Origin of the sequence: Cribrihabitans marinus (genome assembly GCF_900109035.1) — a bacterium.
Lineage (GTDB): Bacteria > Pseudomonadota > Alphaproteobacteria > Rhodobacterales > Rhodobacteraceae > Cribrihabitans > Cribrihabitans marinus.
Genome location: NZ_FNYD01000001.1, coordinates 315,158 through 339,682 on the forward strand (window position 1 = coordinate 315,158; position 24,525 = coordinate 339,682).

Here is a 24,525-nt window from a genome sequence, read left to right on the forward strand (position 1 = left end):
CCGGCCGGAAACTGGATAAAGAAGGGACAATAAATGTCTGCCCTACATATCAAAAAAGGCGCAACACGGCATTCGGCCTACAACCTGCGCCCGACGTTTTCCGACGTGCAGGAGCGTCACACGATTGCGGTTCTGGTGGAAAACGAACCCGGCGTCCTGGCCCGTGTGATCGGCCTGTTCTCGGGCCGCGGCTACAACATCGAAAGCCTGACCGTGGCCGAGGTGGACCATACCGGACACCTGAGCCGGATCACCATCGTCACCACCGGCACGCCGCAGGTGATCGAGCAGATCAAGGCGCAGCTGGGCCGGATCGTGCCGGTGCATGAGGTGCATGACCTGACCGTCGAGGGCGCGTCGGTCGAGCGCGAATTGGCCATGCTGAAGGTGGTGAACAGCGGTGAAAAGCGGGTCGAGGCGCTGCGCCTGGCCGACATCTTCCGGGCCAACGTGGTCGACAGCACGCTGAACTCGTTTGTCTTCGAGATCACCGGCGCCCCGGACAAGATCGACGCCTTTGCCGACCTGATGCGGCCGCTGGGCCTGAGCGAGCTGGCCCGCACCGGTGTCGCCGCCTTGCTGCGCGGCGACTGACCGCCGCGCCCTGTCGCCGGGCTGTCAGGCCCGGCGCGCGTTCACCACATGCGGGCCGTCCACGCGGGGGCGACGAACCGGCGCAAAGGGAATCACCCGCGCCGGCCGGCAGTTGCCCGCCTCTGCAGCCTGTTGATCTGCGGGCGCATCCGCGTCCTGGGCAGCGTCCTGCAGCAAGCCCTGCAATTCGCGGCTGCCTCCCTGGCCCACGCGGCGCGGATTGCGCACCAGCCGCTGCTGCCTGCGGGTTTCCAGATCGAAAATGATCCAGTCGCCGACATCCAGCGCGACGGCCTCTTCGCCGCTTCCTGTTTGATAATAGGCGAGATCCCCCTGATCTTCGCACCAGACGACAGCCTTTCCGGCTGCCGGATCGCTCCAAAGCACTACACCATTCATGATCTATCCCGATCGCCCCATTTTTTTGTTAACTCTGTGATAATTTCTCAATGACAGACATGGTTTATTCCGCGTCTCGCCCTTGCATTTTGTGGCAAACGGCATAGTTCACTGACGCGCTTCGGCGACAGCGGTGACGCCCATGAACGTCACCCCGAGGCACCTATCGACGATTGCCGGCCAGTTGGCTATGCAACCCCAGAGTGTTCACCCCAAATTGCAGCAGTATTCAGGTCAGCCATTGCTCAATTCCCCTCGAAACCCGTCCGAGCTGCGCAACGTCTTCGGCCAGAATCTGCGCCGCCTGTCGAAGTCGCACAACTCGATTTCGGACTTGTCGCGCAAGCTGGGGATCAACCGGACGCAGTTCAACCGGTACCTGTCGGGCGAGAGTTTTCCACGCCCCGACGTTCTGGACCGGATCTGCCGCTTTTTCGGTGTCGATGCGCGGATCCTTCTGGAACCGGTCGACCAGATCGTGACCGGGGGCCAGATCCTCACCGGTCCGATCCTGGCGGATTTCCTGGGCAGCTCGCATGAAAATCTGCGTGAATCGGATTTTCCGTCAGGATTCTATAGGTTTGCACGCCGAAGCTTCGTCGATACGACGCGCTTCGTCGTGGGCCTTGTCTATGTGTTCCGCAAGAACGGCTTTGCCTATGTGCGCGGCTACGAGGCCAAGGAGGCCCTGCGCCAGCAACACCTGCCCTGCGACCCACGCGCCCGCGAGTTCCGCGGCAGCATCAGCCGGCAGGGCGAAGGCATCGCCCTGCTGATCTCGGGCCGCAACGGCGCGACCGGCTCCTACAACTTCCTGTCCAGGAGCGCCGCGATGCAGGATCGGTTCTGGACCGGATACGTGACTAGAAGCGTCCGGGAAAGCGTCACCGAGACCCGGATCACCCGCATGGTCTATGAGCACCTGGGCACGGAGACCGCCGAGATCCTGCACACGGCGCGAACGGCCGGCCTGTTGCCCGAGGACCGGCTGATGCCGTTCCACCGGCGCCTTCTGCGGCCCGACCTGCCGTTCCAGTAGCGGCCGGCGGTCCCCGCATGTCGCTGTGAGGCAGGCCGTGTCGCGGACAAGTCGGACGCGGGCGGCCGGTTCGGGCCAGACTGTGCGCGTTCACAGGAGCCCGCCATGCCGTCGACCCCGACCACCCTCGCCGATGTCCGCCAACCCATCGAACGCGCCAACGGCCTGCCCAACGCCCACTACACCGACCCGGGCGTGTTTGCCGAAGAGAACCAGGCCCTGATCGCCGACGGCTGGGCCGGGCTGGCGGCCGAGGGCGATGTTCCCACGCCGGGAGATGCGGTGCCCCTCACATTTCTCGGCATGCCGCTGCTGCTGCTGCGCGACCGCGCGGGCACCGTCCGGGTGTTCCAGAACATCTGCCGGCATCGCGGCATGATCCTGGTCGACGCGCCCCGCAAGATCGAGGGCGCCATCCGCTGCCCCTACCACAGCTGGTGCTATTCGACGCAAGGCCGGCTGGTCTCGACCCCTCATGTGGGTGGTCCGGGGCAGAACATCCATGCCGGCATCGACCGCGACACGCTGGGCCTGATCGAGGTGCGCAGCCATGTCTGGATGGGCGTCGTGTGGATCAACATCTCGGGCACGGCCGTGGAGTTCGAAGAGGCCCATGCCGACCTGATGTCCCGCTGGGCCGAGTTCGACAAGCCGCTGCATCACGGCGGCCCCGACAGCACCTTCCGGCTGGACGTGACCTGCAACTGGAAACTGGCGGTCGAGAATTACTGCGAAAGCTACCACCTGCCATGGGTGCATCCCGGGCTGAACAGCTATTCGCGGCTGGAAGATCACTATCACATCGAGGCGCCGGGCCGGTATTCCGGACAGGGCACGCTGGTCTATCGCCAGCTCAAGGCCGAGGACGGATCGGTCTTTGCCGATTTCGATGGGCTGAGCGACAAGTGGGACACCGGTGCGGAATATATTGCCGTCTATCCCAACGTCCTGCTCGGCGTGCATCGCGACCATGCCTTCGCGATCATCCTGGTGCCCGAGGCGCAGGATCGCACGTCGGAGCATGTCCATCTGCTCTACCCCACCCCCGACACCGACCCGGACCTGCGCGCGCGCAACGCGGCCCAGTGGAAACTGGTCTTCGAAGAGGATGTCTTTGTCGTCGAGGGCATGCAGCGCGGCCGCGCCGCGCCCGGTTTCGATGGTGGCCGGTTCTCGCCGGTCATGGACGGGCCCACGCATCTGTTCCACGACTGGGTGGCCGGGCGGCTGGAGGCGCATCGGGGCCGGCTCGCCGCGGAATGACCGATCTCGACGACCGGCTGCACGCGGCCCATGCCGCGCAGGACCGGTCCGCGCTGGTGCGCCTCTATACCGAGGCCGCGGACCGGGCCGAGACCCGGCAGGCAATGGCCTTTTACCTGACCCACGCCTATGTCCACGCGCTCGAAGCTGGGCTGCCCACGGCCGGACATCTCCGCCGTCGGCTTGCCGTACTCGGATGCGAAACACCTTAAAAACAAAAGGTTACGGCCGAAATCTCACCCGACTTCCGTGATCTGGCGATACAGGTGCCACGAGGCGTGGCCCAGCCAGGGCAACACCAGCAGAAGCCCCAGGAACCAGGGGATCAAGGCGGCAAATGTCGCCACCGCTATAAAGGCCGCCCAGGCCAGCATCACGGGCGCGTTGGCCTGCACAAAGCCGAAACTCGCGATCATCGCACTGACGAAATCCAGCTCGCGATCCAGCAGCATCGGGATCGCCAGCACCGTGAGCATGTAGAGCAACAGCGCAAACAGCGCCCCGACAACCGTGCCCACCGCCAGCATCGCCACCCCGTTCAGCGTCAGGAACACCTCGTAAGAGGATGATACGTTGGTCATCGTGCTGAGCCCCAGGAACAGCGCAAAGATCATGTGGCCGAGGAAGAACCAGAACATGAAGATCACCACGATCACCGCGCAGATGGACGGCAGCTGCCGCCGGCTCTGCTGGAACACGACCCCGAAGATCGCCGCGGGCTGCAGCGGCAGCCCTTGCTCCAGCCGATGCGACACCTCGTAGAGCCCCACCGCCGCAAACGGCCCGATCAGCGGAAATCCGATGGCAGCCAGGACCAGCCAGAAGCTGGTCCCGGTCTGCGCCGTGACCCACGCAAGGACCCAGCCAGCGAACACATAGAAGCCGGCGAACACGATACCGTAGAACGGCGCGGCCCGAAAATCCGCCCATCCCCGCCGCAATGCCCTGCGCAGCATCTCGGTGCTGGCCGGCCTCAGGGATGGAACGCCGAATTCCTTTTCCAAAGACGCACCTCGCATTTCTTCCTGGCCTCCAGGGCGATGCAACGGCATCGGACGGAATCGAACATAGCCGCGCGGCATCAGGCAAAAAAGATGCAACGCGCATGCGCTTTCAAACTGGAACTGCTCGGGAGGTGGCGGCCTGGCAACGAGAAATGCACACGTCAACGTTTCCGAACCGGAAACACTCGCCCCGTGTGGTTGGCCAAAGTGTCTTCTTTGAACACTGTAACCCCCTAAACGTAGGGTGAATTGAGAAGATCTGTGGATAAGTGCGCCAGTTTCGGTAGGGTCTCCGTTCGCGGCATTTGGTGAGCCGGACCGAGTTTGGGATTGACGTTGTTGCGCGGTCACCGGGCCCTTGAGCAAAGGTGTATGAATGGTCTCGGACGTTCCATGGAACGGCCAACCGGCCCACGGGCCTTTTTGGATCGGAACCGATAGGTCGGATCGGGTCTCACTTACCTTGTTCGGCCCGCAGGGTGCGATCGGTCTTGCGGGACACGATTATCTCTTGGGGACGGTTCGGAACAACGAACTATCTGGCGGCGACGGTCACGACCTGCTCCAGGGACTCGGCGGCCGGGACAGCCTGAACGGGAACGACGGATTTGACACGTTGTTCGGCGGGGAAGGCGACGACATTCTAATCGGCGGTCCGGGAAACGACCAGTTGGCCGGAGACCCCGGGCAAGACACCATAAACGGAGAAGACGGTCGAGACCTGATCGCCGGTGGTGAGGGTGACGATCTTCTTCTAGGCCTAGCCGCCGATGACTTCATTTTCGGAGGCAGCGGAAACGACGAGCTGCTTGGACACGGTGGTGATGACGTTCTTTTCGGACAGAGCGGCCAGGATTGGCTGCGCGGGCTGGACGGCAGCGACGATCTGTCAGGCGGACGTGGCGACGACGTCATATACGGCGATGACGGGAATGATCGGATTGCCGGTAACGGGGGAACCGATGCGCTCATCGCGGGGTCGGGAAACGACACGGTCTGGGCTGGACCCGGTTCGGATCTCGTTCTGGCGGGCGACGACGACGACCTCGTTTTCGCCGGCCTCGGTGATGACGACATTCGAGGAGGCCGCGGGCAAGACTTTCTGGTCGGAGGACCGGGAATCGACGCACTTCTCGGAGGAGGGAGCAGCGATACTCTACTTGGCGGTACCGGCGCCGACCTCCTCGTTGGAAACGACGGCGCCGATCTAGTCATCGGCGGGCGCGGCAACGATTCAATCTGGGGTGACAATTACGATGACAACCGGAACGAAGCCGTGTCGTCCGACAGCCTGTTTGGCGGTTTGGGCCACGATACTATCTCTGGCGGATCCGGTGGTGACGATCTGCATGGGGGCCTTGGAGACGATTTCCTCTTGGGTGAACATGGCAACGATTTCCTCATGGGAGGACGCGGCGATGATGAGCTTTGGGGGGGATCGGGCGACGACCGCCTGGTCGGGCTTACCGGGGCGGACCTACTAGACGGAGGAAGCGGTTTCGACCTTTTGTTCGGCAATATGGGCGATGATCGGATCAACGGAGGAACGGGCAACGACAGGCTTTTTGGTGGGATGGACAATGACGTTTTGACCGGTGGAGGCGGCGACGATTTTTTGAGTGGCGGCCTTGGCATCGATCTACTGGTCGGAGGTACGGGCAATGATCTCCTGTTCGGGGGGGTAGGAAATGACGGGATTTCTTTCTTCGACTTTGAAAACGGCCGTCACTACGGTCACGCGTCGCAGTCGGAAATACCTCCCGCCAACGCGCCTCCCGGGATCCCGGGTGGTGGTTTGTTCGGCGGCGCCGGCAACGACAGTTTGATCGGGGGTAAGGGCGACGACTACCTGGATGGGGGATCCGGGAGCGACGCCCTGTTCGCGGATAGGGGGCGGACAGTAATGGTTGGTGGGTCAGGCGGAGACGACTTCGTGTTCGGGTTCGATTCTTCAGCTGGTAGAGTAGAAGACATCGGCGAGACGATCATTCTAGACTTTGACCCCGACAATGATGACCTCTTGGTCTTTCACTCTTCCTTCCGTGGAACTTTGGAGATGTCGACGGACGGACAAGATGTAATCATTTCGGATGGACAAGGCGGTCGAATTCGAATCCTGGATCTCGTAGGCGAATTTCGCGGTGGCCAGGTCGGCGCAAATACCCTCGGTGAAAGCAACAGCAATGGACCGGCCCTAGGGTCTGATCGGCCGGGCTTTTCGATTTTGACCTACCGGGATGAGTTTATTCCCACCTGGACTGCAGAGACCGACCGAATTGATCTGATCTTCATGAATGCACCACGACAGGCAGCTGAGGGCCATTTCAGGATTTCGGACAACCCGCGCACATCATCCGGCGAGAACGCCTATGAAATGGACATGGCCGACCGCTATCTCGATACATTGGGCCAAGTGGAAATTACGCCCGACGGGATCGATTATTGGTTGACCGACGGCCTCTAGTTCAATCCTCGCCCTGCGCTTCGGCGCGGCTTTTGCCCGAGACGTTGAGCGCCAGCGTGGCGGCCATGAACCCGTCGAGGTCGCCGTCGAGCACGCCCTTGGTGTCCGAGGTCTCGTGGTTGGTGCGCAGGTCCTTCACCATCTGGTAGGGCTGCAACACATAGGAGCGGATCTGGTTGCCCCAGCCTGCATCGCCCTTGGCCTCGTGGGCGGCGTTGATCTCGGCGTTGCGACGGTCGAGCTCTTGCTGGTAGAGCCTTGATTTCAGGGCCTTCATGGCAATGTCACGGTTCTGGTGCTGGGACTTTTCCGAACTGGTGACGACGATCCCGGTGGGGATATGCGTGATCCGGACGGCCGAGTCTGTGGTGTTCACGTGCTGCCCGCCGGCGCCGGAGGAGCGATACGTGTCCACGCGGATATCGGCCGGGTTCACGTCGATTTCGATGTCGTCATCGACCACCGGATAGACCCAGACCGAACTGAACGACGTGTGTCGCTTGGCGGCGCTGTCATAGGGCGAGATGCGCACCAGGCGATGCACGCCGCTTTCGGATTTCAGCCAGCCGTAGGCATTGTGGCCCGAGATCTTGTAGGCGGCCGACTTGATGCCTGCCTCGTCCCCGGCGCTCTCGGATTGAAGCTCGACCTTGTAGCCCTTCTTCTCGGCCCAGCGGACATACATCCGCGCCAGCATCGCCGCCCAGTCGCAGCTCTCGGTGCCACCGGCGCCGGCGTTGATCTCAAGGAAGGTGTCGTTGCCATCGGCCTCGCCGTCCAGAAGCGCCTCAAGCTCCTTTTCGGCGGCGGTCTTCTGCAGCGACTTCAGCGCGGCCTCTGCATCGGCCACCACCTCGTCATCGCCTTCGGCCTCGCCCAGCTCGATCAGTTCCACATGGTCGGTCAGCTCCTGCCGGATGCGCTCGTAGGTTTCGATAGAATCCACCAGCGCCTGGCGGTCGCGCATCAGCTTCTGCGCGGCATCGGGGTTGTCCCAGAGGTTGGGGTCCTCGACACGGGCGTTGAATTCCTCAAGCCGGTGCGGTGCGGTCTCGTAATCCATGCGCTGGGCCAGAAGCTCCAGCGACTTCTCGATCTCTGCCACGATATTCTGGGTCTCGGCGCGCATGGGTTGTCCTGACTTGGCTTGTGCGGATTGCGTGATACCAAGTGGCAGACCCAGTCACAAGATCACCTGAAGGTGTGCTGCCGGAAATGACCGACCCGCCTGCCGAGATCCTTGACCGCTACGGTTTGCGCGGGTCTGGGCGGTGCGCAGCACGGATGGGCGCGCCCTTGTGCTGAAGCTCCATGCGCGCGCCGATCGCGGCAACGAGGCGGCGGGCACCCGGTATCTTGCGGCGATGCGAGGGTGCGGCGCGGTCGAAATCCTGCAGGATTCGGGGCGTGTCGTTGTCATGGCGCGTCTGACTGGTCCCAGCCTGGGCGACATCGCGCGCGCCGGTGCGCCGGTGCGGGCCGACCGCCTGTTGGCGGAAGCGGCGGCGGCGTTGCATCACCCGCCCCTGCCCCGGATCACCGGGCTGACGCCACTGGCCGAGAGTTTCCGGGCGCTCCTTGACCTGCGCGCCGCGCCCGACTGTCCCACGGGCCTGCGACGCGACATGGCCCGCGCGCAATTCCTGGCGGACCGCCTTCTCACCAGTCAGGCCGACCCCCGCCCGCTGCACGGCGATCTGCACCATGACAACGTGATTATGACGCCGGAAGGGCCGCGTGTTTTCGACGCCAAGGGCTATCTGGGCGACCGCGGTTAGGAGCTGGCGAATGCCCTGCGCAATCCTCGGGGATCGCGTAGGGCTGGCGGCCTGCCCGCGCGCGCCGAGCGCTTCGCCCGGGCGCTGGACGTTCCCACCGAAACACTGCGGCGCTGGGCCGTGGTGAAATGCGCCCAGTCGATCACCTGGCGCGCGCAGGGCCGGCTGTCAGGGGAACGCGAGGCGGCGCTGCTGGAGAAGCTGCTGAGCCTGGCAGGTCAGTAGAGCCCGCCCGAACTGACCGTGCCGAAATTGGCCTTGGGACCAACGGTGGTCTGCTGCCCGGTCGAGGTCGTGACCTGCTGGCCCGAGGTCGCCACCTCGTCGAACAGCGGCAGGTTCGACCCCATCGCAAAGCCGCCGTCATAGGTCAGGCCAAAGATCGGCTGTTCGCCATCGCGGAAATACTCGGCCACGACATTGGCGCCGCTGGCGCTGTCGGGCAGACGGGCGCCGGTATAACGGTCGATCTTGATGAAATGGCCGCCCGGGGGCACGTCGAAGGGACCGCCGCCGTATTTCTTCACCGCCTCGGTCATGAACTCCTGGAACACAGGGCCGCACATGGTGCCGCCATAGGCCCCCCGCCCCATCGGCCGCGGCTGGTCATAGCCCATGTAGCAGCCCGCCACGATGTTCGAGGTGAAGCCGATGAACCAGACATCCTTGGACTCGTTGGTGGTGCCGGTCTTTCCGGCGGTCGGAACCGGCAGGTTGATAACCCGACTGGCGGTGCCGCGCTCGACCACGCCGCGCAACATCGAGCTGAGCTGGTAGGCCGTCACCGGGTCCATCACCTGTTCGCGCCGTGTGACGATCCGGGGCGCGGAGTCGCGCGGGATCGAGGCATCCGTGCATTCGACGCAATCGCGGTCATCGTGGCGATAGATCGTTTCGCCGTGGCGGTTCTGGATCCGGTCCACCAGGGTCGGCTCGACCCGTTCGCCGCCATTGGCGAACATCGCGTAGGCCGACACCATCTTGTAGAGGGTCGTCTCCTCGGACCCCAGCGAATTGGCCAGGTAGGGGCCCATGTGGTCATAGACCCCAAACCGCTCGGCGTAACCCGCGACCACGGGCATCGACACTTCCTGCGCCAGGCGGATCGTCATCAGGTTTCGCGACATCTCGATCCCGGTGCGCAGCGGCGTGGGACCATAGAACTGGTTGCTCGAGTTCTTGGGCCGCCACAGGCCCTGGGGCGTGTTCACCTCGATGGGCGCGTCGACCACGATGGTGGCCGGGCTGTAGCCGCTGTCGAGCGCGGCGGCATAGACGAAGGGCTTGAAGGAGGAACCGGGCTGGCGCTGCGCCTGGGTGGCGCGGTTGAATACCGAATCCTGGTAGGAGAACCCGCCCTGCATCGCCAGGACGCGGCCGGAATTCACATCCATCGCGACAAAACCGCCCTGCACCTCAGGCACCTGGCGCAGCGACCAGGTTCCCTCGGTCTCGGTGGCGCGCACCAGCACGACGTCGCCGGCCTCGAAATTGTCGACGAAGGAACCGCGCATCCATTCGATGTCCGAGCGCGGGACGGTGCCGGTTTCCGCGGCATCCTCGACACCCACGCGCAGTTGCTGCTCGCCCACTTCCAGCACGACCGCCGGGTGCCAGGTGCCGTCCAGTTCGATATCGCGCGGCACGTCCGCCTCGTTCAGCGCGGCACGCCAGGCCTCTTCGCTCTCCAGCTGATCGGCGGGAATGGTCTTGTCGGTGCCCCGCCAGGCCCCGCGCGAGCGGTCGTATTTCTGCAGCCCGCGACGCAGCGCCTCGGCGGCCTCGACCTGCAATTCCTCGTCGATCGTGGCGCGCACGGTGAAGCCGCCGGTAAAGAACTCGCCCTCGCCGAAATCCTCGCTCAGCTGGCGGCGGATTTCCTCGGTGAAGTAGTCGCGCGGCGGCAGGGCCGTGCGGAAGCTCTCGAAATCGCCGTTCTGGACCGAACGCAGCGGCTGTGCGCGCTCGGCCTCGTATGTGGCCTCGTCGAGAAATCCGTTCTCCTCCATCTCGCGCAGGACGAAATTGCGCCGTGCCAGCAGACGCTCCTTGCGGCGGACCGGGTGATAGTCCGACGGCGCCTTGGGCAGCGACGCCAGGAAGGCCGCCTCGTGCGGGGCCAGTTCGCCGAGCGTCTTGTTGAAATAGGTCTGGGCGGCAGCGGTCACGCCATAGGAGTTCTGACCCAGGTAGATCTCGTTGAGGTAAAGCTCGAGGATCTGCTCCTTGTCCAGCGTGTGCTCGAGACGCGCGGCCAGGATGATCTCCTTGATCTTGCGCTCGGCGCGGCGGTCGCCGGACAGCAGGAAGTTCTTCATCACCTGCTGGGTGATCGTCGAGGCGCCGCGCACGGTTTCCCCGCGCGAGCGGACCGCTTCGATCCCGGCGGCGGCGATGCCGCGCAGGTCATAGCCCTTGTGGCTGTAGAAATTCTTGTCCTCGGCCGAGATGAAGGCCTGCTTCACCAGGTCGGGAATGGTTTCGATCGGGGTGAACAGGCGGCGTTCCTGTGCGAACTCGTCGATCAGGTGGCCCTTGCCCGAGTAGATCCGGCTGATCGTCGGTGGCTCGTACTGCGCCAGCGATTCATGGCTGGGCAGGTCGCGGGCATACATCCAGAAGATGCCGCCCAGCGTCAGCGCGGCCATGAAGATGCCCAGCGTCAGAAGGCCAAAGATCGCTCCGAAGAAGGAGAGGATGAACCGGATCACGTTGCAGCCCTTTGTTGAAGGTGGCCTCTATATAGTGTCGCACGGATCGGGCGTCAAAACACGAGGCGTGTTTCAGCCGCCCGCTCATGCGCGGAAGTCGGCGCCGTTGCAAGGGCTACGTCGCGGCGCGGAATTTGGCGCAGATGCGCATTTGGTGTAGTCTGGACGGCAATTTAAGGCCCGCACGTCACGTGGCCGGGTTCGGTGCGTGGCGTTCCAAGTCATTTTTTGTTTCGGAAAGCTACAGTTATGCCCAAGATCAAGTCTCCCGTCGGCGCGGGCAAGACCGCCGTGAACGATCCCAAGGACGTCAAGCTGATCCAGCAGATGCTGGGCGACCATGCCGAGGCGGTCGGCTACAAGAAGCCGCGCACCAGCGGCAAGATCGACCAGCCCACCATCACCGCCATCGGGCATTTCCAGAAGGAGGTGGCCAAGACCCGCGTGACCAGCGTGATCGAACCGGGGTCCAAGACCTTCAAGATGCTCGACATGGCGCCGCGCAAGATCGCCGAAATGATGGCCCCCGAGGAAGAGGTGCCGCTCAAGGGCAAGGTCTATCAGGTCAAGTGGCGCGGCAAGACCTACAATTTCACCGAGGACCAGATGGACCATGCGGTCTCGGCGATCCAGTCGCGCCTGCATACCGAAGTCATGCGTTTCATGGACACGTTGCGCAATTACCAGGCGCAGTATCGCGAGATGAAAGAGGGGTTCTGGACATTCTTCGTCAAGGCGGTGACGCCCGATGCAGATATCGACCGACCGGCAAAGTCGCTCAAGAAAGCCTCGGCCGAGGTGAGCAAGCTGGTCGATCTGACCTATGGAACCGACCAGAAGAAGCTGCTCAAGGCGCTCAAGCAGATGAAACAGGCCAAGATCGCGCTGGATGCGGTGGCCTTCGATATCAACATCCTGGGCAAGGAACTGCGCCAGAGCGCCAAGATCTGCGAAGAGATCTCGGTCGATCTGCGCGACGGGGCCTTCGACATCGTGCAACTGATCCTGGTGACCAACGGCGTCAATCCGACCGCTGCCGGCGCCGGCGTGGCCGCCACCAAGAACACAGTTCAGGAAATCGCCAACGGGCTGATCCTCAAGGGCCAGTGGACCAAGGAAGGCGGCGTCTACGGCTCGCTCAAGCGGGTGACCTTCGCCAGCATTGCCGGCGGTTTCTCGGGCTGGATCGGCGGCAAGGTCGGCAAGATCATCATGGCGGGCGTGGGCGACCGGCTGGCCGCGCGCATGGTCAACGCCCGCTGGATCGGCAAGCGCCTCTGGCCCACGGCGAACCGCTGGGCGGGCGAAGGGATCAAGGAGATCATCAGCCGCCATCCGGGCCTGCCGCGCAAGATCGGCAGCGAGATCGTGCTGCAGACGCTGATCCGCATGGCCCACAAGTTCTTTACCGGCCGGGCCATCGCCAAGGCGCTGACCGGGTATCTCAATGACTTGGAGCGCATCGTGGCCGACGCCCTGGACGGGGCCTCATCCGAGGCCAAGGCCATCTCGAAGATCACCAGCGAGATCGAGAAGCAGGGCCTGGCCGAGAAGGTCGGCACAGACATCCTGGCCGCGCATCAGAGGGAGATCCGCGGCGAGATCGACAAGGCCCTTGCCGCCGCCGAGAAGCAGAGCGCCTGAGGCGCTACTGACGCACCAGGGCGCGCCGCGCGCGGTCCTCGGCCAGCCATTGTCGCAGGCCGTTGCGGACGCCGCGCGCCATGCCCGCGCGCCAGTCCGGATCGTTCAGGTTCTTCCGGTCACGCGGGCTGGAGAGGAAGCCGATCTCGACCAGCACCGAGGGGATGTCGGCGGCCTTGAGAACAGAGAAGGTCGCCGAGCGAAGCGGCCGGGTGTTCATCGGGCCGCCCTGCCGGGTCATCATATCCACCAGCGACTGCGCCAGCGCGGCGCTGCGCGGCCGGGTTTCCTGCCGCGCCAGATCCAACAGTACGCCGGTCACCTGATCGTCGGCGTGGCTCAGATCGACGCCGGACAGCAACTGGTCCCGGTCGTGGCGTTCCGCCAGCTTGGCCGACGCCACGTCCGAGGCGTCCTGGGACAAGGTGTAGACGGTGGCGCCATGCGCCTGGCCCTCGGCCAGCGAATCCGCATGCAGCGACACGAACACATCGGCACCCGCCCGATGCGCCAGGTCGATACGCCGCTCCAGCGACACGAAATGGTCGCCGTCGCGGGTCAGGATCACCTCGAAGCCGCCGCTGCGCAGCAGCAACTCGCGCAGCTCGCGGGCGAAGATCAGCATCAGGTCCTTTTCGGCCACGTCGTCCACCTCGGCACCGGGATCCACGCCGCCATGTCCGGGATCCAGCACAACGACAAGTGGCCCGTCGGGGCCGCGGTGCGGGGAGGGCTCGATCGGGGCGGCGGGCGGCAGATCCCAGCGCGGATCGCGCGGGGCGCCCGCGGTCGCGGCGAACCGCTCGGCGCTCACCGGCGCGAGCGAAACGCCCAGATGCGCACGGCCGGTCACGTCGTCGATGTCGAGACCGGCCTGAACCACGTTCATCGGCGCGCCGAGGTCGAGGACCATGCGTGACCAACCCGGCAGGTAGGTGCCGAACCGCACACCCGCGATTCCGGACGCCTGCAGCGTGTCGTGATCCAGATCGCCCCAATCCACCTCGCGGAAATCCAGCACAAGGCGCGGCGGTGCGTCCAGGGTAAAGATCCGGTAGGGCACGCCCTGGCTGAGGAACAGGTCGATGCGGACATCCGTCGCACCAGCATCCGAGATCCGGCTGCGCGCGCTGTCGATACGCGCGAATCCGGTAAACTCCTGCGCGGCGGCAGGAACGGTCAGCGCCCAGATCAGCGCCAGAATGGAGATCAGTCTGCTCATGCCCTCGGGTCTCTTGCCTCGGCTTTTGGCGCTCACGTTACCTCAGCGCGCCGGGGTTGGGAACGCCCGCTCGCGCCGCGCCATGAAATCGGCCAGTCGGGCCAGACCTTCCTCGATATCCGCCGTCGCCCGCGCATAGGAGAAACGCAAGGTGCGATGGCCCCGCACAGGATCGAAATCCAGCCCCGGCGTCACCGCCACGCCGGCCTGCTCCAGGATCTCGGCCGCGAAGGCGCGGCTGTCATCGGTCAGGTCCGAGACATCCGCGTAGATGTAGAACGCCCCGTCAGGTGGCGCGAAGCGGGTGAACCCGGCACTGGGCAGCCGCTCGATCATCAGCTTTCGGTTTGCCTTGTAAATATCCAGATTTGCTTGCAATTCCGGCTCGCAGTCCAACGCGGCCAGGGCCGCGACCTGGCTGACATGCGGTGGGCAGATGAACAGGTTCTGGGCGATGCGCTCGACCACGCGCACATGGTCCTCGGGCACCACCATCCAGCCCACCCGCCAGCCTGTCATCGAGAAATACTTGGAAAACGAGTTGATCACGTAGAGCTCGTCCGACAGCTCCAGCCCCGTTACCGCCCGGTTCTCGTATTCCAGCCCGTGATAGATCTCGTCGCTGATGAAGCTGGCGCCCTGCGCCCGCGCCGCCTCGATCAGCGCACCCATTGCCGCGTGGTCCAGCATGGTGCCCGTGGGATTGGCCGGCGAGGCCACCATCAGCCCGGCCAGGTCCAGCCCGTCCAGATCCGCGGGCACCGGTTGCAGGCGGTTCCCGGGCGCGGTTTCGATGTCCACCGGGCGCAGCCCCAGCGCCGTCAGGATCTGGCGGTAGGACGGGTATCCGGGGGCGCCGATTCCCACCCGGTCGCCGGAGTCGAAGAGGGCCGTGAAGGCCAGCAGGAAGGCGCCGGACGAACCCGGCGTCACCACCACCCGGTCCGGGTTCAGGTCGACCCCGTACCACTCGCCGTAGAGCCGCGCGATGCGCCGCCGCAGCGCCGGCAGACCCAGCGCAACGGTATAGCCCATCGCGTCCTGCCGCATCGTGCCGGCCACCGCCTCGATTGCGCCGGCCGGCGCGCCGGTTCCGGGCTGGCCGACCTCCATGTGGATGATGCGCCGCCCGCCCTCCTCGGCCCGGCGCGCGGCCTCCATCACGTCCATCACGATAAAGGGATCGACCTCGGACCGGGTTGAGTTTCGCATGGCCTTCTCCCATTTTGCGCTGATGGACTTGAAACGCGGAACCCGGCGGACGTCAATCCCGACCCTCGTGCTGGGCCTGGCCCTGTGCCTGCTGACCGCGCTGCCCGCCCGCGCCCTGACATTGCTGCGCGATCCCGATATCGAGAACGGGCTGCGCGAGCTGGCCTTTCCGGTGCTGCGCGCCGCCGGGCTGAACCCCAAACGGGTCAAGATCCTGCTGGTCAATGACGGCAAGTTCAACGCCTTCGTGCTGGACCACAATGCAATCTTTCTCAATTACGGTCTGATCCTCAAGGTGGACCGGGCCGATGTGCTGCAGGCGGTGATCGCGCATGAGGCGGCGCATATCGCCAACGGCCATATCGCCCGGCGCATGCAGAACCTGCAAAGCGCACGCAATGCCGCCGGCCTGGGCCTGGCGCTGGCCATCCTGGCCGGGGCGGCCGGTGCCGGAGAGGCCGCGGCCGGCATCGCCACGGGCACCCAGAGCTCGGCCCTGCGCAGCTTTCTCAGCCACACCCGGGCCGAGGAATCCGCCGCTGACCGCACTGCGGCCAGCCTGCTGCGCGCCTCGGACATCGACCTGCAGGGTCTGGTCGACCTGCACCGCGCCTTTGCCGGGCAGGAGAACCTGAGCCCGGCCGCCCAAGACCCCTATATGCGCTCGCATCCGCTGACCCGCGACCGGCTCCGCGCCGCCGAGAGTTACCTGGACGCGGCCGGCCCACAGCCCGACACCCGGCCCGAGACCGCTTATTGGTTCGCCCGGATCCAGGGCAAGGTCTCGGCCTTCACCCGCAGCCCCAAATGGACCCAGCGACGCGCGACAAACGAGCGTCACGCCGACATCCGCCACATGCGCCTGGCTATCGCCCATCACCGCAGCCAGAACCTCGGCGCGGCCCGGCGGGAAATCGACCGGGCGCTGGCCCTGCGGCCCGAGGATCCGTTCTACTACGAGCTCAAGGGCCAGATCCTGATCGAAAACCGCCGGGTCGGCGAAGCGGTGGCCGCCTATGGCCGGGCGGTGGACCTGGCCCCGACCGAACCGCTGATCCTGGCCGGCTATGGCCGGGCGCTGCTGGCCTCGGGAAAGCCGGACGCGGCGTTGGAGGTTCTGGAGCGGGCGCGGGCCCGCGATTACCGCGACACACGGATGATGCGCGACCTGGCGATGGCCTATGCGCGATCCGGGCAGAACGGCATGGCCTCGCTGGTGACGGCGGAACGCTATGCCTTGCAGGGGCGCATGGACGATGCGCAGATACACGCCAAACGGGCCATCGGACAGCTGCCGACCGGATCGACCGGTTGGCAACGTGCCGAAGATGTGCTCATTGCAACCGAAAACGCAGAAAAGAGGAAACGATGATGCTCCGCTATGCTGCCCCGGGCCTGGCTGCCCTGTCCCTGCTCGCCGCGCCGGCAGGAGCCTCGGACCTCACCGCACTCTCCGACCAGGAGCGTGACGCCTTCGGCGCCGAGGTTCGGCAATACCTGCTGGAGAACCCCGAGGTCATCGTCGAGGCCATCAACATCCTCGAACAGCGACAGGCCGAGGCCGAGGCGCTGGCCGACGAGGAGCTGGTCGCCGCGAAGGCGGACGAGCTGTTCAACGACGGCTATTCCTGGGTCGGCGGCAATCCCGACGGCGACGTGACGCTGGTCGAGTTCATGGACTACCGCTGCGGCTTTTGCCGCCGTGCGGTGCCGGAGGTGGACCAGGTGCTGAAAGAGGACGGCAACATCCGGCTGGTGATCAAGGAATTCCCCATCCTGGGCGAAGCCTCGATGATCTCCTCGCGCTTTGCCATCGCCACCAAGCAGGTCGCCGGCGACGACGCCTACAAGCAGGTACATGACGCTCTGATGGCCTATGACGGCGACGTGAACGACACCGCCCTGCGCCGCATCGGCGAGGGTCTGGGCCTGGATGTCGAGCCGATCCTGGCGGCGATGGAGGGCGAGGCCGTGACCCAACAGATCGCCCGCACCCGGGCGCTGGCGCAGGAACTGAAGATCTCGGGCACGCCCACTTTCGTGCTGGACTCCGAGATGCTGCGCGGCTACCTGCCGGCCGACCGGATGCTGGACCTGGTCAACGAAATCCGCAACGACCGCGGCTGAACCGCGCGCCACACCACGCCGCGGGCCAGGGGCGGACCGGCGAAAATCGGCCTGATTTCAACCGCTACGCGCGCCGCGGATGACGCCGTGCGGGATCCGTCCTACGCTCTTGCGAAAGCCTTCAGCCGGTCGGGCGCAATTCGGTCGGCGCGGTAACTATCTGTAAATACCTCTTGAGATACTTTCAATCTTAGGTTGAATAATCGAAAAGAGAGAGCGGTAAATGACAATGCTTGCAAATGGCTTCATGGTGTTTCTCTGGCTCGTGGCAGCGCCGGCCTTCTTTGTCCTGTGGTATCTGACGACCAAGAAGCTGATTGCGACACGGCTGCAACTGCTCAAGCAGATGAAGCAGAATCAAGCCTTTAGCGAAAAGACGCTCGCTCTGGACACCGACCTGCGGAAAAAGCGTGCCCGGATCCGGAGTCTGGAGAAGGAACTGAGCGCCGCGCGTCACCTGCCCGAACACCGGATCGAGCAGCACAAGCAGATGCAATCCGCCTGACCGCCCTGCCCGTTTTTGAACCTACTCGGCGGCTTTCACGTCGTCGAGTTCCGCGGCCTTCCGCTCGACCTGCTCGACGATATGGTCGATCATCTGCTCGTTGGTCATCTTGTGGCTGGCCTTGCCCGCCAGATAGACCATGCCCGCCCCCGCGCCGCCGCCGGTGAATCCCACATCGGTCATCAGGGCCTCGCCGGGGCCGTTCACCACGCAGCCGATGATCGACAGGCTCATCGGCGTCTTGATGTGTTCCAGCCGCTTTTCCAGTTCGGCCACGGTGGCGATCACGTCGAACCCCTGCCGCGCGCAGGACGGGCAGGAGATGATGTTCACGCCGCGATGGCGCAGGCCCAGCGATTTCAGGATCTCGTAGCCGACCTTGACCTCTTCGATCGGATCGGCGCTGAGGCTCACGCGGATGGTGTCGCCAATCCCCATCCAGAGCAGGTTGCCAAGCCCGACCGCCGACTTGATGGTGCCCGAGACAAGCCCGCCCGCCTCGGTGATCCCGAGGTGGATCGGCGCGTCGGTGGCCTCGGCGATGCCCTGGTACGCGGCGGCGGCCAGGAACACGTCGCTGGCCTTCACGCTGATCTTGAAGGCGTGGAAATCGTTGTCCTCGAGGATGCGGATATGCTCCAGCCCGGATTCGACCATCGCCTCGGGACAGGGCTCGCCGTATTTCTCCAAAAGGTGCCTCTCCAGGCTGCCGGCATTGACCCCGATCCGCATGGAACAGCCGTGATCGCGGGCCGCGGCGATCACCTCGCGGACACGCTCGGGCGATCCGATATTGCCCGGATTGATGCGCAGGCAGGCAGCCCCGGCCTCGGCCGCCTCGATGCCGCGGCGATAGTGGAAATGGATGTCGGCGACGATCGGCACCGGGCTTTCGCGCACGATCTCGCGCAGGGCGCGCGAGGACGCCTCGTCGGGCACCGAGACCCGCACGATATCCGCCCCCGCCTCTGCCGCGGCCTGCACCTGCGCCACGGTTGCGGCGACATCGGTGGTCGGCGTGTTGGTCATGGTCTGAACCGAGATCGGTGCATCCCCACCGACCGGCACCGAGCCGACCATGATCCGGCGGGACTTGCGGCGGTAGATGTTGCGCCAGGGGCGGATCGGGTTCAGCGACATGATGCAGGCTCGCGTCTTGATGCGTCACCGCCTACATAGGCCCGTGGCGCGGTGCCTGCAATGCGGTCAGTTGCCGGCGATGTCCTGATCGGCGGCCGGCTGCGCCTGCGCCTCGGCCACCATGCGGGCGAGGTCGTCATCCTGCTGGATGTCGGCCACCTGGTAGCGGTCGGTCACTTCGGCAATCGACAGCGGCAGGTTCTTGGTGACGACGCCGCGGTCGCCGACGGGTCCGAAATGCTGGCCGTTGACCAGGAAATACACCGCGCCGGATTCGCCGGCCCGCAGTGTCGGCGGTTCTTCGGTCAGCGGCACCTCATAGGTGGTGCCGGGTTCCATTATCTCTTCGTAGATATGCGTGCCGTCCGCGGCGGTCACGCGCACCCAGGACGGGCGCACCGCCACCATCACCAGGTTGGGCTTGGCCGGCTCGACGACCTGCGGGACCGACCCGGCGGCGGGCGATACCGACGGCACGGTCGGACCGGGACGCCAGCGCCCGTCGCGGGGGTCGCCGGCCGGTGTTGCCTCGGCCAGCTGCACCTCGGGCAGTTCCGGCGCGCGGAAGCTGCCCACCATGCGCGGATCGAGCGTCGAGATCGGCGCGTCGCGCGACACCAGCACCGGCACGTCCAGCGCCTGCGGACGATAGAGGCGGTCCAGGGCCTCGGCGCTCGGCGCCGTCAGCCCGTCCTCGTCGGTCTCCCCGGCCCCGGCCGCTCCGGCCAGCGGATCCAGGTCCGACAGGACCACCGGCGCCTGTTCGACCGGTGCGACCTGCACTTGCTGGACCTGCTTGAGCACGGTCAGTGCGCCATAGCCGATCCCGCCGATCAGCGCGACGAGCACCATCATCGAACCGATCGCCCGCGGTTCGATCCGGCTCATCAAAGGCTCGCCGCCCGGAATAAAGGGCGTGGCCGGCGCGACGAAGGGATCGCGGCCGCGGGCCGGCGCCTTGGCGAGGCCCGCGGTCTGCTTCTTGATCACCGACGCCTCGGAAGACATGCCATGGGCGACCTCGAAGCCGCTTTCCTGGCAGAAGGTGGCAAAGGTCTCGTCGGGGTTCATGCCCAGGTAGCGCGCATAGGAGCGCACGTACCCGGCGATGAAACCGGGCGTGTCGAAGGCGGAAGGATCAGAGTTCTCGATGGCGGCGATGTAGTTCGCCTTGATCCGCAGCTCTCGCTGAACATCGAGGAGAGACTTGCCCATAGTGGCGCGTTCGCCGCGCATGATATCGCCCAGACGCAATTCGAAGTCGTCGAACCCCTTGGGTTGGACAACCTCTGCCGCTTCTTCGATATCGCGCTTGGACCTGCGCCCGATCATGCCTGCCGCCCCATCTACCCTGCCGCGTGTTTCAGCCAAGCCGATGATCGACCCCAGTCCCGATTCGGCTGCGCTTGTTGTTTCAGGCAGCCTAACACGTGGCAAGCGAGTTGCACACTAATGCGTGAGGTTAACCGGCAAGTTCGGCGCGATTTAGCGCACAATGCGACCAAAGTTCGTCCATCGCGCGGACCAGGTGGTTCATCTCGTCCGGCCCGTGGACCGGCGACGGGGTGAACCGCAACCGCTCGGTTCCGCGTGGAACGGTGGGGAAATTGATCGGCTGGACATAGATGCCGTAGCTGTCCAGCAGCATGTCGCTGAGCTTCTTGGTGTGCACCGGGTCCCCGACGATCACCGGCACGATATGCGAGCCGTGGTCGATCAGCGGCAGCCCCATGGCCTTGAGCCGGGTCTTGAGGATCTTCGCCTGGGTCTGATGCTGTTCGCGCAACTCGGGCGCCCGCTTGAGATGCGCGACCGAAGCCGCGGCCCCGGCTGCCACGGCCGGCGGAAGCGAGGTCGTGAAGATGAAGCCCGGCGCATAAGACCTTATGGCGTCGCACATTTTCGCACTGGCAGCGATGTAGCCGCCCATTACGCCATAGGCCTTGGCCAGGGTGCCGTTGATGATGTCGATGCGATGTGCCAGCCGGTCCCGCTCGGTCACGCCGCCGCCGCGCGCGCCATACATGCCGACCGCGTGCACCTCGTCGATATAGGTCAGCGCGCCGAACTCGTCGGCCAGGTCGCAGATCGCCTCGATCGGACCGAAATCGCCATCCATCGAATAGACCGATTCAAACGCGATCAGCTTGGGCGCGGCCGGGTCGTCGGCCTCCAGCAACTCGCGCAGGTGTTCGACGTCGTTGTGGCGGAAGATGCGCTTGGCCCCGCCGTTGCGGCGCACGCCCTCGATCATCGAGGCGTGGTTGAGCGCGTCCGAATAGATGATCAGCCCCGGAAATAGCCGCGGCAGCGTCGACAGCGTGGCATCGTTGGCGATATAGGCGCTGGTGAACAAGAGCGCCGCTTCCTTGCCGTGCAGGTCGGCCAGCTCGGCCTCAAGCCGCTTGTGATAGACGGTGGTGCCGCTGATGTTGCGGGTGCCCCCAGAACCGGCGCCCGCGGCGCCCAGAGCCTCGGTCATCGCCTCGAGCACCACGGGATGCTGGCCCATGCCCAGATAGTCGTTGCCGCACCACACGGTGATGTCGCGCTCGCTGCCGTCGGGCCGGGTCCAGACCGCGTGCGGGAACTGCCCGTTGCGGCGCTCGATGTCGATGAATGTGCGGTACCGGCCCTCGTCGTGAAGGCGGGCAATGGCGGTGTCCAGCTGGGCGGTATAGTCCACCTGACGTCTCCTTGTCGTTCGCCCGGGGGTCAGCATCCCCGGTCAGGCGCCGCAGGGGCAGCTGACGCGTTCCAGCTTGGATACAGAGATCCAAGGCCCCGATCAACCGGTTAGCAGCGGTCCACATGTCGCAGCCTTGATCTGGATCAAGGCCCCTCTGGACAGTCGCCCGAACGCTGTTACGGTCGGCCGCGAAATACCCCATGATAGCCCGGAGGACCGCATGTCACTAGAGGATGTTCTGGCCCGCATCGACGCCGACCTGCCCGACGCCAAGACCCGCCTGATGGAGCTGCTGCGGATCCCGTCGATCTCGACCGATCCTGACTACAAGGCGCAGTGCGAGCAGGCCGCGAGCTGGCTGGTATCCGACCTGCAATCCATTGGGATCACGTCGGAAAAGCGCGCCACGCCGGGGCATCCGATGGTGGTGGGCCATGTGGACGGGCCCGAGCACGCGCCGCACCTGCTGTTCTACGGTCATTACGACGTGCAGCCGGTCGACCCGCTGGAGCTGTGGAACCGCGACCCGTTCGACCCGGCCATCGAAGAGACGGATGCCGGCCCGGTGATCCGCGGGCGCGGGTCGTCCGACGACAAGGGCCAGCTGATGACCTTTGTCGAGGCCTGCCGCGCCTGGGCCGCGGTCGAGGGCAGCCTGCCCTGCCGCATCACCTTCTTCTTCGAGGGCGAGGAGGAATCGGGATCGCCCTCGCTGGTGCCGTTCCTGGAACAGAACGCCGACGAGCTGAAGGCCGACATCGCCCTGGTCTGCGACACGTCGATGGTGTCGCGCGGTGTGCCGTCCATCGCCTCGCAGCTGCGCGGGATGCTCAAGGACGAGTTCACCATCACCGGGCCGCGGATCGACCTGCATTCGGGCCATTACGGCGGCCCCGGCCTGAACCCGCTGCGCGAGATCGCCCGCATCGTCGACTCGTTCTACGATCAGGACACCGGCCGCGTCGCTGTGGCCGGGTTCTACGACGGCGTACATGAGGTGCCCGAGGACCAGCTGCGCCAGTGGCAGGACTGCGGGTTCGACGAAGCGGAATATCTCAACTCTGTGGGGTACAGCCAGGCGCATGGCGAAAAGGGCTATTCGACGCTGGAACAGCAATGGGCGCGCCCGACGCTGGAGGTCAACGGAATGTGGGGCGGATATACCGGCGCCGGAACCAAGACGGTGATCCCGAGCCAGGCGCATTGCAAGATCACCTGCCGGCTGGTCGGCGACATGGATCCCGACGCGCTGCGCGACAAGATCCGGGCGCATGTCGAAGAGCGGCTTTCGCCGGATGCCGACGTGACCTGGAACAACGATCTGGAAGGCTCGCGCGCCGCGGTGATGAACATCGCCCGGCCCGAGTTCGAGGCCGCGCGCGCGGCGCTCTCGGACGAATGGAACCGCGAGGCGGTGTTCTGCGGCATGGGCGGCTCGATCCCCGTCGTGGGGTTCTTCCGTAACATCCTGGGCCTCGATTCCATGCTGATCGGGTTCGCCAACGACGACGACGCGATCCACTCTCCGAACGAGAAATACGACGTGAAGAGCTTTCACAAGGGGATCCGGTCCTGGGCGCGGGTTCTGGACCGGCTGTCCGCGCGACCGGCATGAGCATTCCCGGATTCACCGAACACGCATTCACGCGCGACGGGGTCGAGCTGTCCTATTCCCGTGGCGGATCGGGACTGCCGCTGCTGCTTCTGCACGGGTTTCCCCAAACCCGGGCCATGTGGATGCATGTGGCGCCTGCCCTTGCGGAAACGCATGACGTGATCTGCCCGGACCTGCGCGGATACGGCAACAGCGCAAAACCCGGCCCGGTCTCCGCCTACAGTTTCCGCGAGATGGCGCGCGACCAACTGGCGGTGATGGGGCATCTGGGGTTCGAGCGCTTTGCCGTGGCGGGCCATGACCGGGGCGGCCGGGTGGCGCACCGCCTGGCGCTGGATGCGCCCGAGGCGGTGACGCGGCTGTGCGTGATGGACATCGTGCCCACCGCCACGCTGCTCGCCCCGTTGCGCCGCGAGGTGGCGCAGAGCTATTACCACTGGTTCTTCCTGGCCCAGCCCGCGCCCTTGCCCGAAACCCTGATCGGGCACGATCCGGATCTCTATTTCGAATCCTGCCTCAGCGGCTGGGGCGGCGCCGGGTTGGCCGAGTTCGATGACAAGCAGCTGGCGGCCTATCGCGCGGCCTGGCGGGATCCCGAGACCATTCGCGGCATGTGCAACGACTACCGCGCCGCCCTCATGCATGATTTCGATGACGATTCCGCCGATGCGGATGCGCGCGTGCACTGTCCGACATGGGTATTCTATGGCGCCCAGGGGGCGATGGCCGGGGCCTATGACGTGCCGGCGGTGTGGTCGGGGAAATGCACCGAGATGTCCGCGCAGGCCATCCGGGGCGGCCATTTCTTCGTGGACACCAACCCGGGCGACACCAGTGCCGCGCTGCGGGCGTTCCTGGACTGAATTTTCGGGAAATGGCGCGGTTGACGGGGCTCGAACCCGCGACCTCCGGCGTGACAGGCCGGCACTCTAACCAACTGAGCTACAACCGCGCATGGTCGTATTGCCGATCCCTTGACCCGGATCCGGGGCTGGCAGCGGTGGCGCGGTTGACGGGGCTCGAACCCGCGACCTCCGGCGTGACAGGCCGGCACTCTAACCAACTGAGCTACAACCGCTCACTGCCCGCTCATCTCTGAGCGTTGGGCTGTATTATGGC

At 65.1% G+C, this 24,525-nt stretch carries 20 protein-coding genes, 2 tRNA genes and 1 pseudogene; 12 read left to right on the top strand and 11 right to left on the bottom strand.

Going from position 1 to position 24,525, the window contains the following annotated elements; all coding sequences use genetic code 11:
* Positions 1-33 precede the first annotated feature (33 nt).
* A complete protein-coding gene (gene ilvN, locus BMX57_RS01565) occupies positions 34-594 on the top strand; it encodes an acetolactate synthase small subunit (protein WP_092361849.1) in 561 nt (186 codons plus the stop codon).
* Positions 595-618: 24 nt separating this feature from the next.
* Here the strand turns inward: ilvN and BMX57_RS01570 are convergent, their stop codons facing one another.
* Entirely contained in the window at positions 619-993 is a 375-nt protein-coding gene (locus BMX57_RS01570) for a hypothetical protein (RefSeq protein WP_092361851.1), read from the bottom strand.
* Positions 994-1,234: 241 nt separating this feature from the next.
* Between BMX57_RS01570 and BMX57_RS01575 the strand changes: the two genes are divergently transcribed.
* The 3 genes from BMX57_RS01575 (at position 1,235) to BMX57_RS01585 (ending at position 3,507) form a co-directional block, all read left to right on the top strand.
* On the top strand, positions 1,235-2,032 hold the full coding sequence (locus BMX57_RS01575) for a helix-turn-helix domain-containing protein (RefSeq protein WP_229724148.1): 798 nt from the start codon (positions 1,235-1,237) through the stop codon (positions 2,030-2,032).
* Between the two features lie 105 nt (positions 2,033-2,137).
* On the top strand, positions 2,138-3,295 hold the full coding sequence (locus tag BMX57_RS01580; RefSeq protein ID WP_092361855.1) for an aromatic ring-hydroxylating oxygenase subunit alpha: 1,158 nt from the start codon (positions 2,138-2,140) through the stop codon (positions 3,293-3,295).
* Positions 3,292-3,507: a hypothetical protein gene (locus tag BMX57_RS01585; RefSeq protein WP_092361857.1), complete on the top strand. Its 216-nt coding sequence runs from the start codon at positions 3,292-3,294 to the stop codon at positions 3,505-3,507. Before BMX57_RS01580 ends, BMX57_RS01585 begins: the two co-directional genes overlap by 4 nt.
* A gap of 24 nt (positions 3,508-3,531) precedes the next feature.
* On the opposite strand, the gene BMX57_RS01590 is transcribed toward BMX57_RS01585, so the two are convergent.
* A complete protein-coding gene (locus BMX57_RS01590; protein ID WP_092361859.1) occupies positions 3,532-4,314 on the bottom strand; it encodes a DUF2189 domain-containing protein in 783 nt (260 codons plus the stop codon).
* 361 nt (positions 4,315-4,675) lie between these two features.
* Here BMX57_RS01590 and BMX57_RS01595 point away from each other — a divergent pair, with 361 nt between their 5' ends.
* The gene (locus tag BMX57_RS01595; RefSeq protein WP_092361861.1) at positions 4,676-6,763 is read left to right on the top strand and encodes a calcium-binding protein; all 2,088 of its coding nucleotides are present in this window, start codon (positions 4,676-4,678) and stop codon (positions 6,761-6,763) included.
* A 1-nt stretch (position 6,764) separates the two neighbouring features.
* On the opposite strand, the gene prfB is transcribed toward BMX57_RS01595, so the two are convergent.
* Positions 6,765-7,892: a peptide chain release factor 2 gene (prfB, locus tag BMX57_RS01600; protein ID WP_092361863.1), complete on the bottom strand. Its 1,128-nt coding sequence runs from the start codon at positions 7,890-7,892 to the stop codon at positions 6,765-6,767.
* Positions 7,893-8,031: 139 nt separating this feature from the next.
* Here prfB and BMX57_RS01605 point away from each other — a divergent pair.
* A pseudogene (locus BMX57_RS01605) lies at positions 8,032-8,541 on the top strand (aminoglycoside phosphotransferase family protein); the annotation flags it as partial.
* Positions 8,542-8,759: 218 nt separating this feature from the next.
* On the opposite strand, the gene BMX57_RS01610 reads toward BMX57_RS01605, so the two are convergent.
* Positions 8,760-11,252: a penicillin-binding protein 1A gene (locus tag BMX57_RS01610; RefSeq protein WP_092361867.1), complete on the bottom strand. Its 2,493-nt coding sequence runs from the start codon at positions 11,250-11,252 to the stop codon at positions 8,760-8,762.
* Positions 11,253-11,501: 249 nt separating this feature from the next.
* On the opposite strand from BMX57_RS01610, the gene BMX57_RS01615 reads away from it, so the two are divergent.
* Positions 11,502-12,896, top strand: coding sequence for a hypothetical protein (locus tag BMX57_RS01615; RefSeq protein WP_092361869.1), 1,395 nt, complete (start codon positions 11,502-11,504; stop codon positions 12,894-12,896).
* Positions 12,897-12,900: 4 nt separating this feature from the next.
* Here BMX57_RS01615 and BMX57_RS01620 read toward each other — a convergent pair whose 3' ends face one another.
* Together BMX57_RS01620 and BMX57_RS01625 are read right to left on the bottom strand one after the other, a co-directional pair.
* Positions 12,901-14,118: an N-acetylmuramoyl-L-alanine amidase gene (locus BMX57_RS01620; protein ID WP_092361871.1), complete on the bottom strand. Its 1,218-nt coding sequence runs from the start codon at positions 14,116-14,118 to the stop codon at positions 12,901-12,903.
* Positions 14,119-14,160: 42 nt separating this feature from the next.
* A complete protein-coding gene (locus BMX57_RS01625) occupies positions 14,161-15,330 on the bottom strand; it encodes a pyridoxal phosphate-dependent aminotransferase (RefSeq protein WP_092361873.1) in 1,170 nt (389 codons plus the stop codon).
* Here BMX57_RS01625 and BMX57_RS01630 point away from each other — a divergent pair.
* The 3 genes from BMX57_RS01630 to BMX57_RS01640 all read left to right on the top strand — a co-directional run bounded on the left by BMX57_RS01630 (position 15,329) and on the right by BMX57_RS01640 (position 17,962).
* On the top strand, positions 15,329-16,702 hold the full coding sequence (locus tag BMX57_RS01630) for a M48 family metalloprotease (RefSeq protein ID WP_092361875.1): 1,374 nt from the start codon (positions 15,329-15,331) through the stop codon (positions 16,700-16,702). The two genes, BMX57_RS01625 and BMX57_RS01630, sit on opposite strands and share 2 nt — an antisense overlap.
* A complete protein-coding gene (locus BMX57_RS01635; RefSeq protein WP_092361877.1) occupies positions 16,699-17,457 on the top strand; it encodes a DsbA family protein in 759 nt (252 codons plus the stop codon). Before BMX57_RS01630 ends, BMX57_RS01635 begins: the two co-directional genes overlap by 4 nt.
* A gap of 223 nt (positions 17,458-17,680) precedes the next feature.
* Entirely contained in the window at positions 17,681-17,962 is a 282-nt protein-coding gene (locus BMX57_RS01640) for a hypothetical protein (RefSeq protein WP_143057862.1), read from the top strand.
* Between the two features lie 21 nt (positions 17,963-17,983).
* On the opposite strand, the gene ispG is transcribed toward BMX57_RS01640, so the two are convergent.
* From ispG to hemA, 3 genes are all read right to left on the bottom strand, one after another.
* On the bottom strand, positions 17,984-19,102 hold the full coding sequence (ispG, locus tag BMX57_RS01645; protein WP_092361881.1) for a flavodoxin-dependent (E)-4-hydroxy-3-methylbut-2-enyl-diphosphate synthase: 1,119 nt from the start codon (positions 19,100-19,102) through the stop codon (positions 17,984-17,986).
* 66 nt (positions 19,103-19,168) lie between these two features.
* The gene (locus tag BMX57_RS01650) at positions 19,169-20,434 is read right to left on the bottom strand and encodes a helix-turn-helix domain-containing protein (RefSeq protein WP_092361883.1); all 1,266 of its coding nucleotides are present in this window, start codon (positions 20,432-20,434) and stop codon (positions 19,169-19,171) included.
* Positions 20,435-20,564: 130 nt separating this feature from the next.
* Positions 20,565-21,788: a 5-aminolevulinate synthase gene (gene hemA / locus BMX57_RS01655; protein ID WP_092361885.1), complete on the bottom strand. Its 1,224-nt coding sequence runs from the start codon at positions 21,786-21,788 to the stop codon at positions 20,565-20,567.
* Between the two features lie 223 nt (positions 21,789-22,011).
* Here hemA and BMX57_RS01660 point away from each other — a divergent pair, with 223 nt between their 5' ends.
* Both BMX57_RS01660 and BMX57_RS01665 read left to right on the top strand, forming a co-directional pair.
* Entirely contained in the window at positions 22,012-23,406 is a 1,395-nt protein-coding gene (locus BMX57_RS01660) for a M20/M25/M40 family metallo-hydrolase (protein ID WP_092361887.1), read from the top strand.
* Positions 23,403-24,269, top strand: a complete 867-nt coding sequence (locus BMX57_RS01665; RefSeq protein ID WP_092361889.1) for an alpha/beta fold hydrolase — start codon at positions 23,403-23,405, stop codon at positions 24,267-24,269. The genes BMX57_RS01660 and BMX57_RS01665 overlap by 4 nt, the downstream gene beginning before the upstream one ends.
* A gap of 12 nt (positions 24,270-24,281) precedes the next feature.
* Here the strand turns inward: BMX57_RS01665 and BMX57_RS01670 are convergent.
* Together BMX57_RS01670 and BMX57_RS01675 are read right to left on the bottom strand one after the other, a co-directional pair.
* Positions 24,282-24,358 (bottom strand) — tRNA-Asp (locus BMX57_RS01670).
* A 49-nt stretch (positions 24,359-24,407) separates the two neighbouring features.
* Positions 24,408-24,484, bottom strand: a tRNA-Asp gene (locus BMX57_RS01675).
* Between the last annotated feature and the right edge of the window lie 41 nt (positions 24,485-24,525).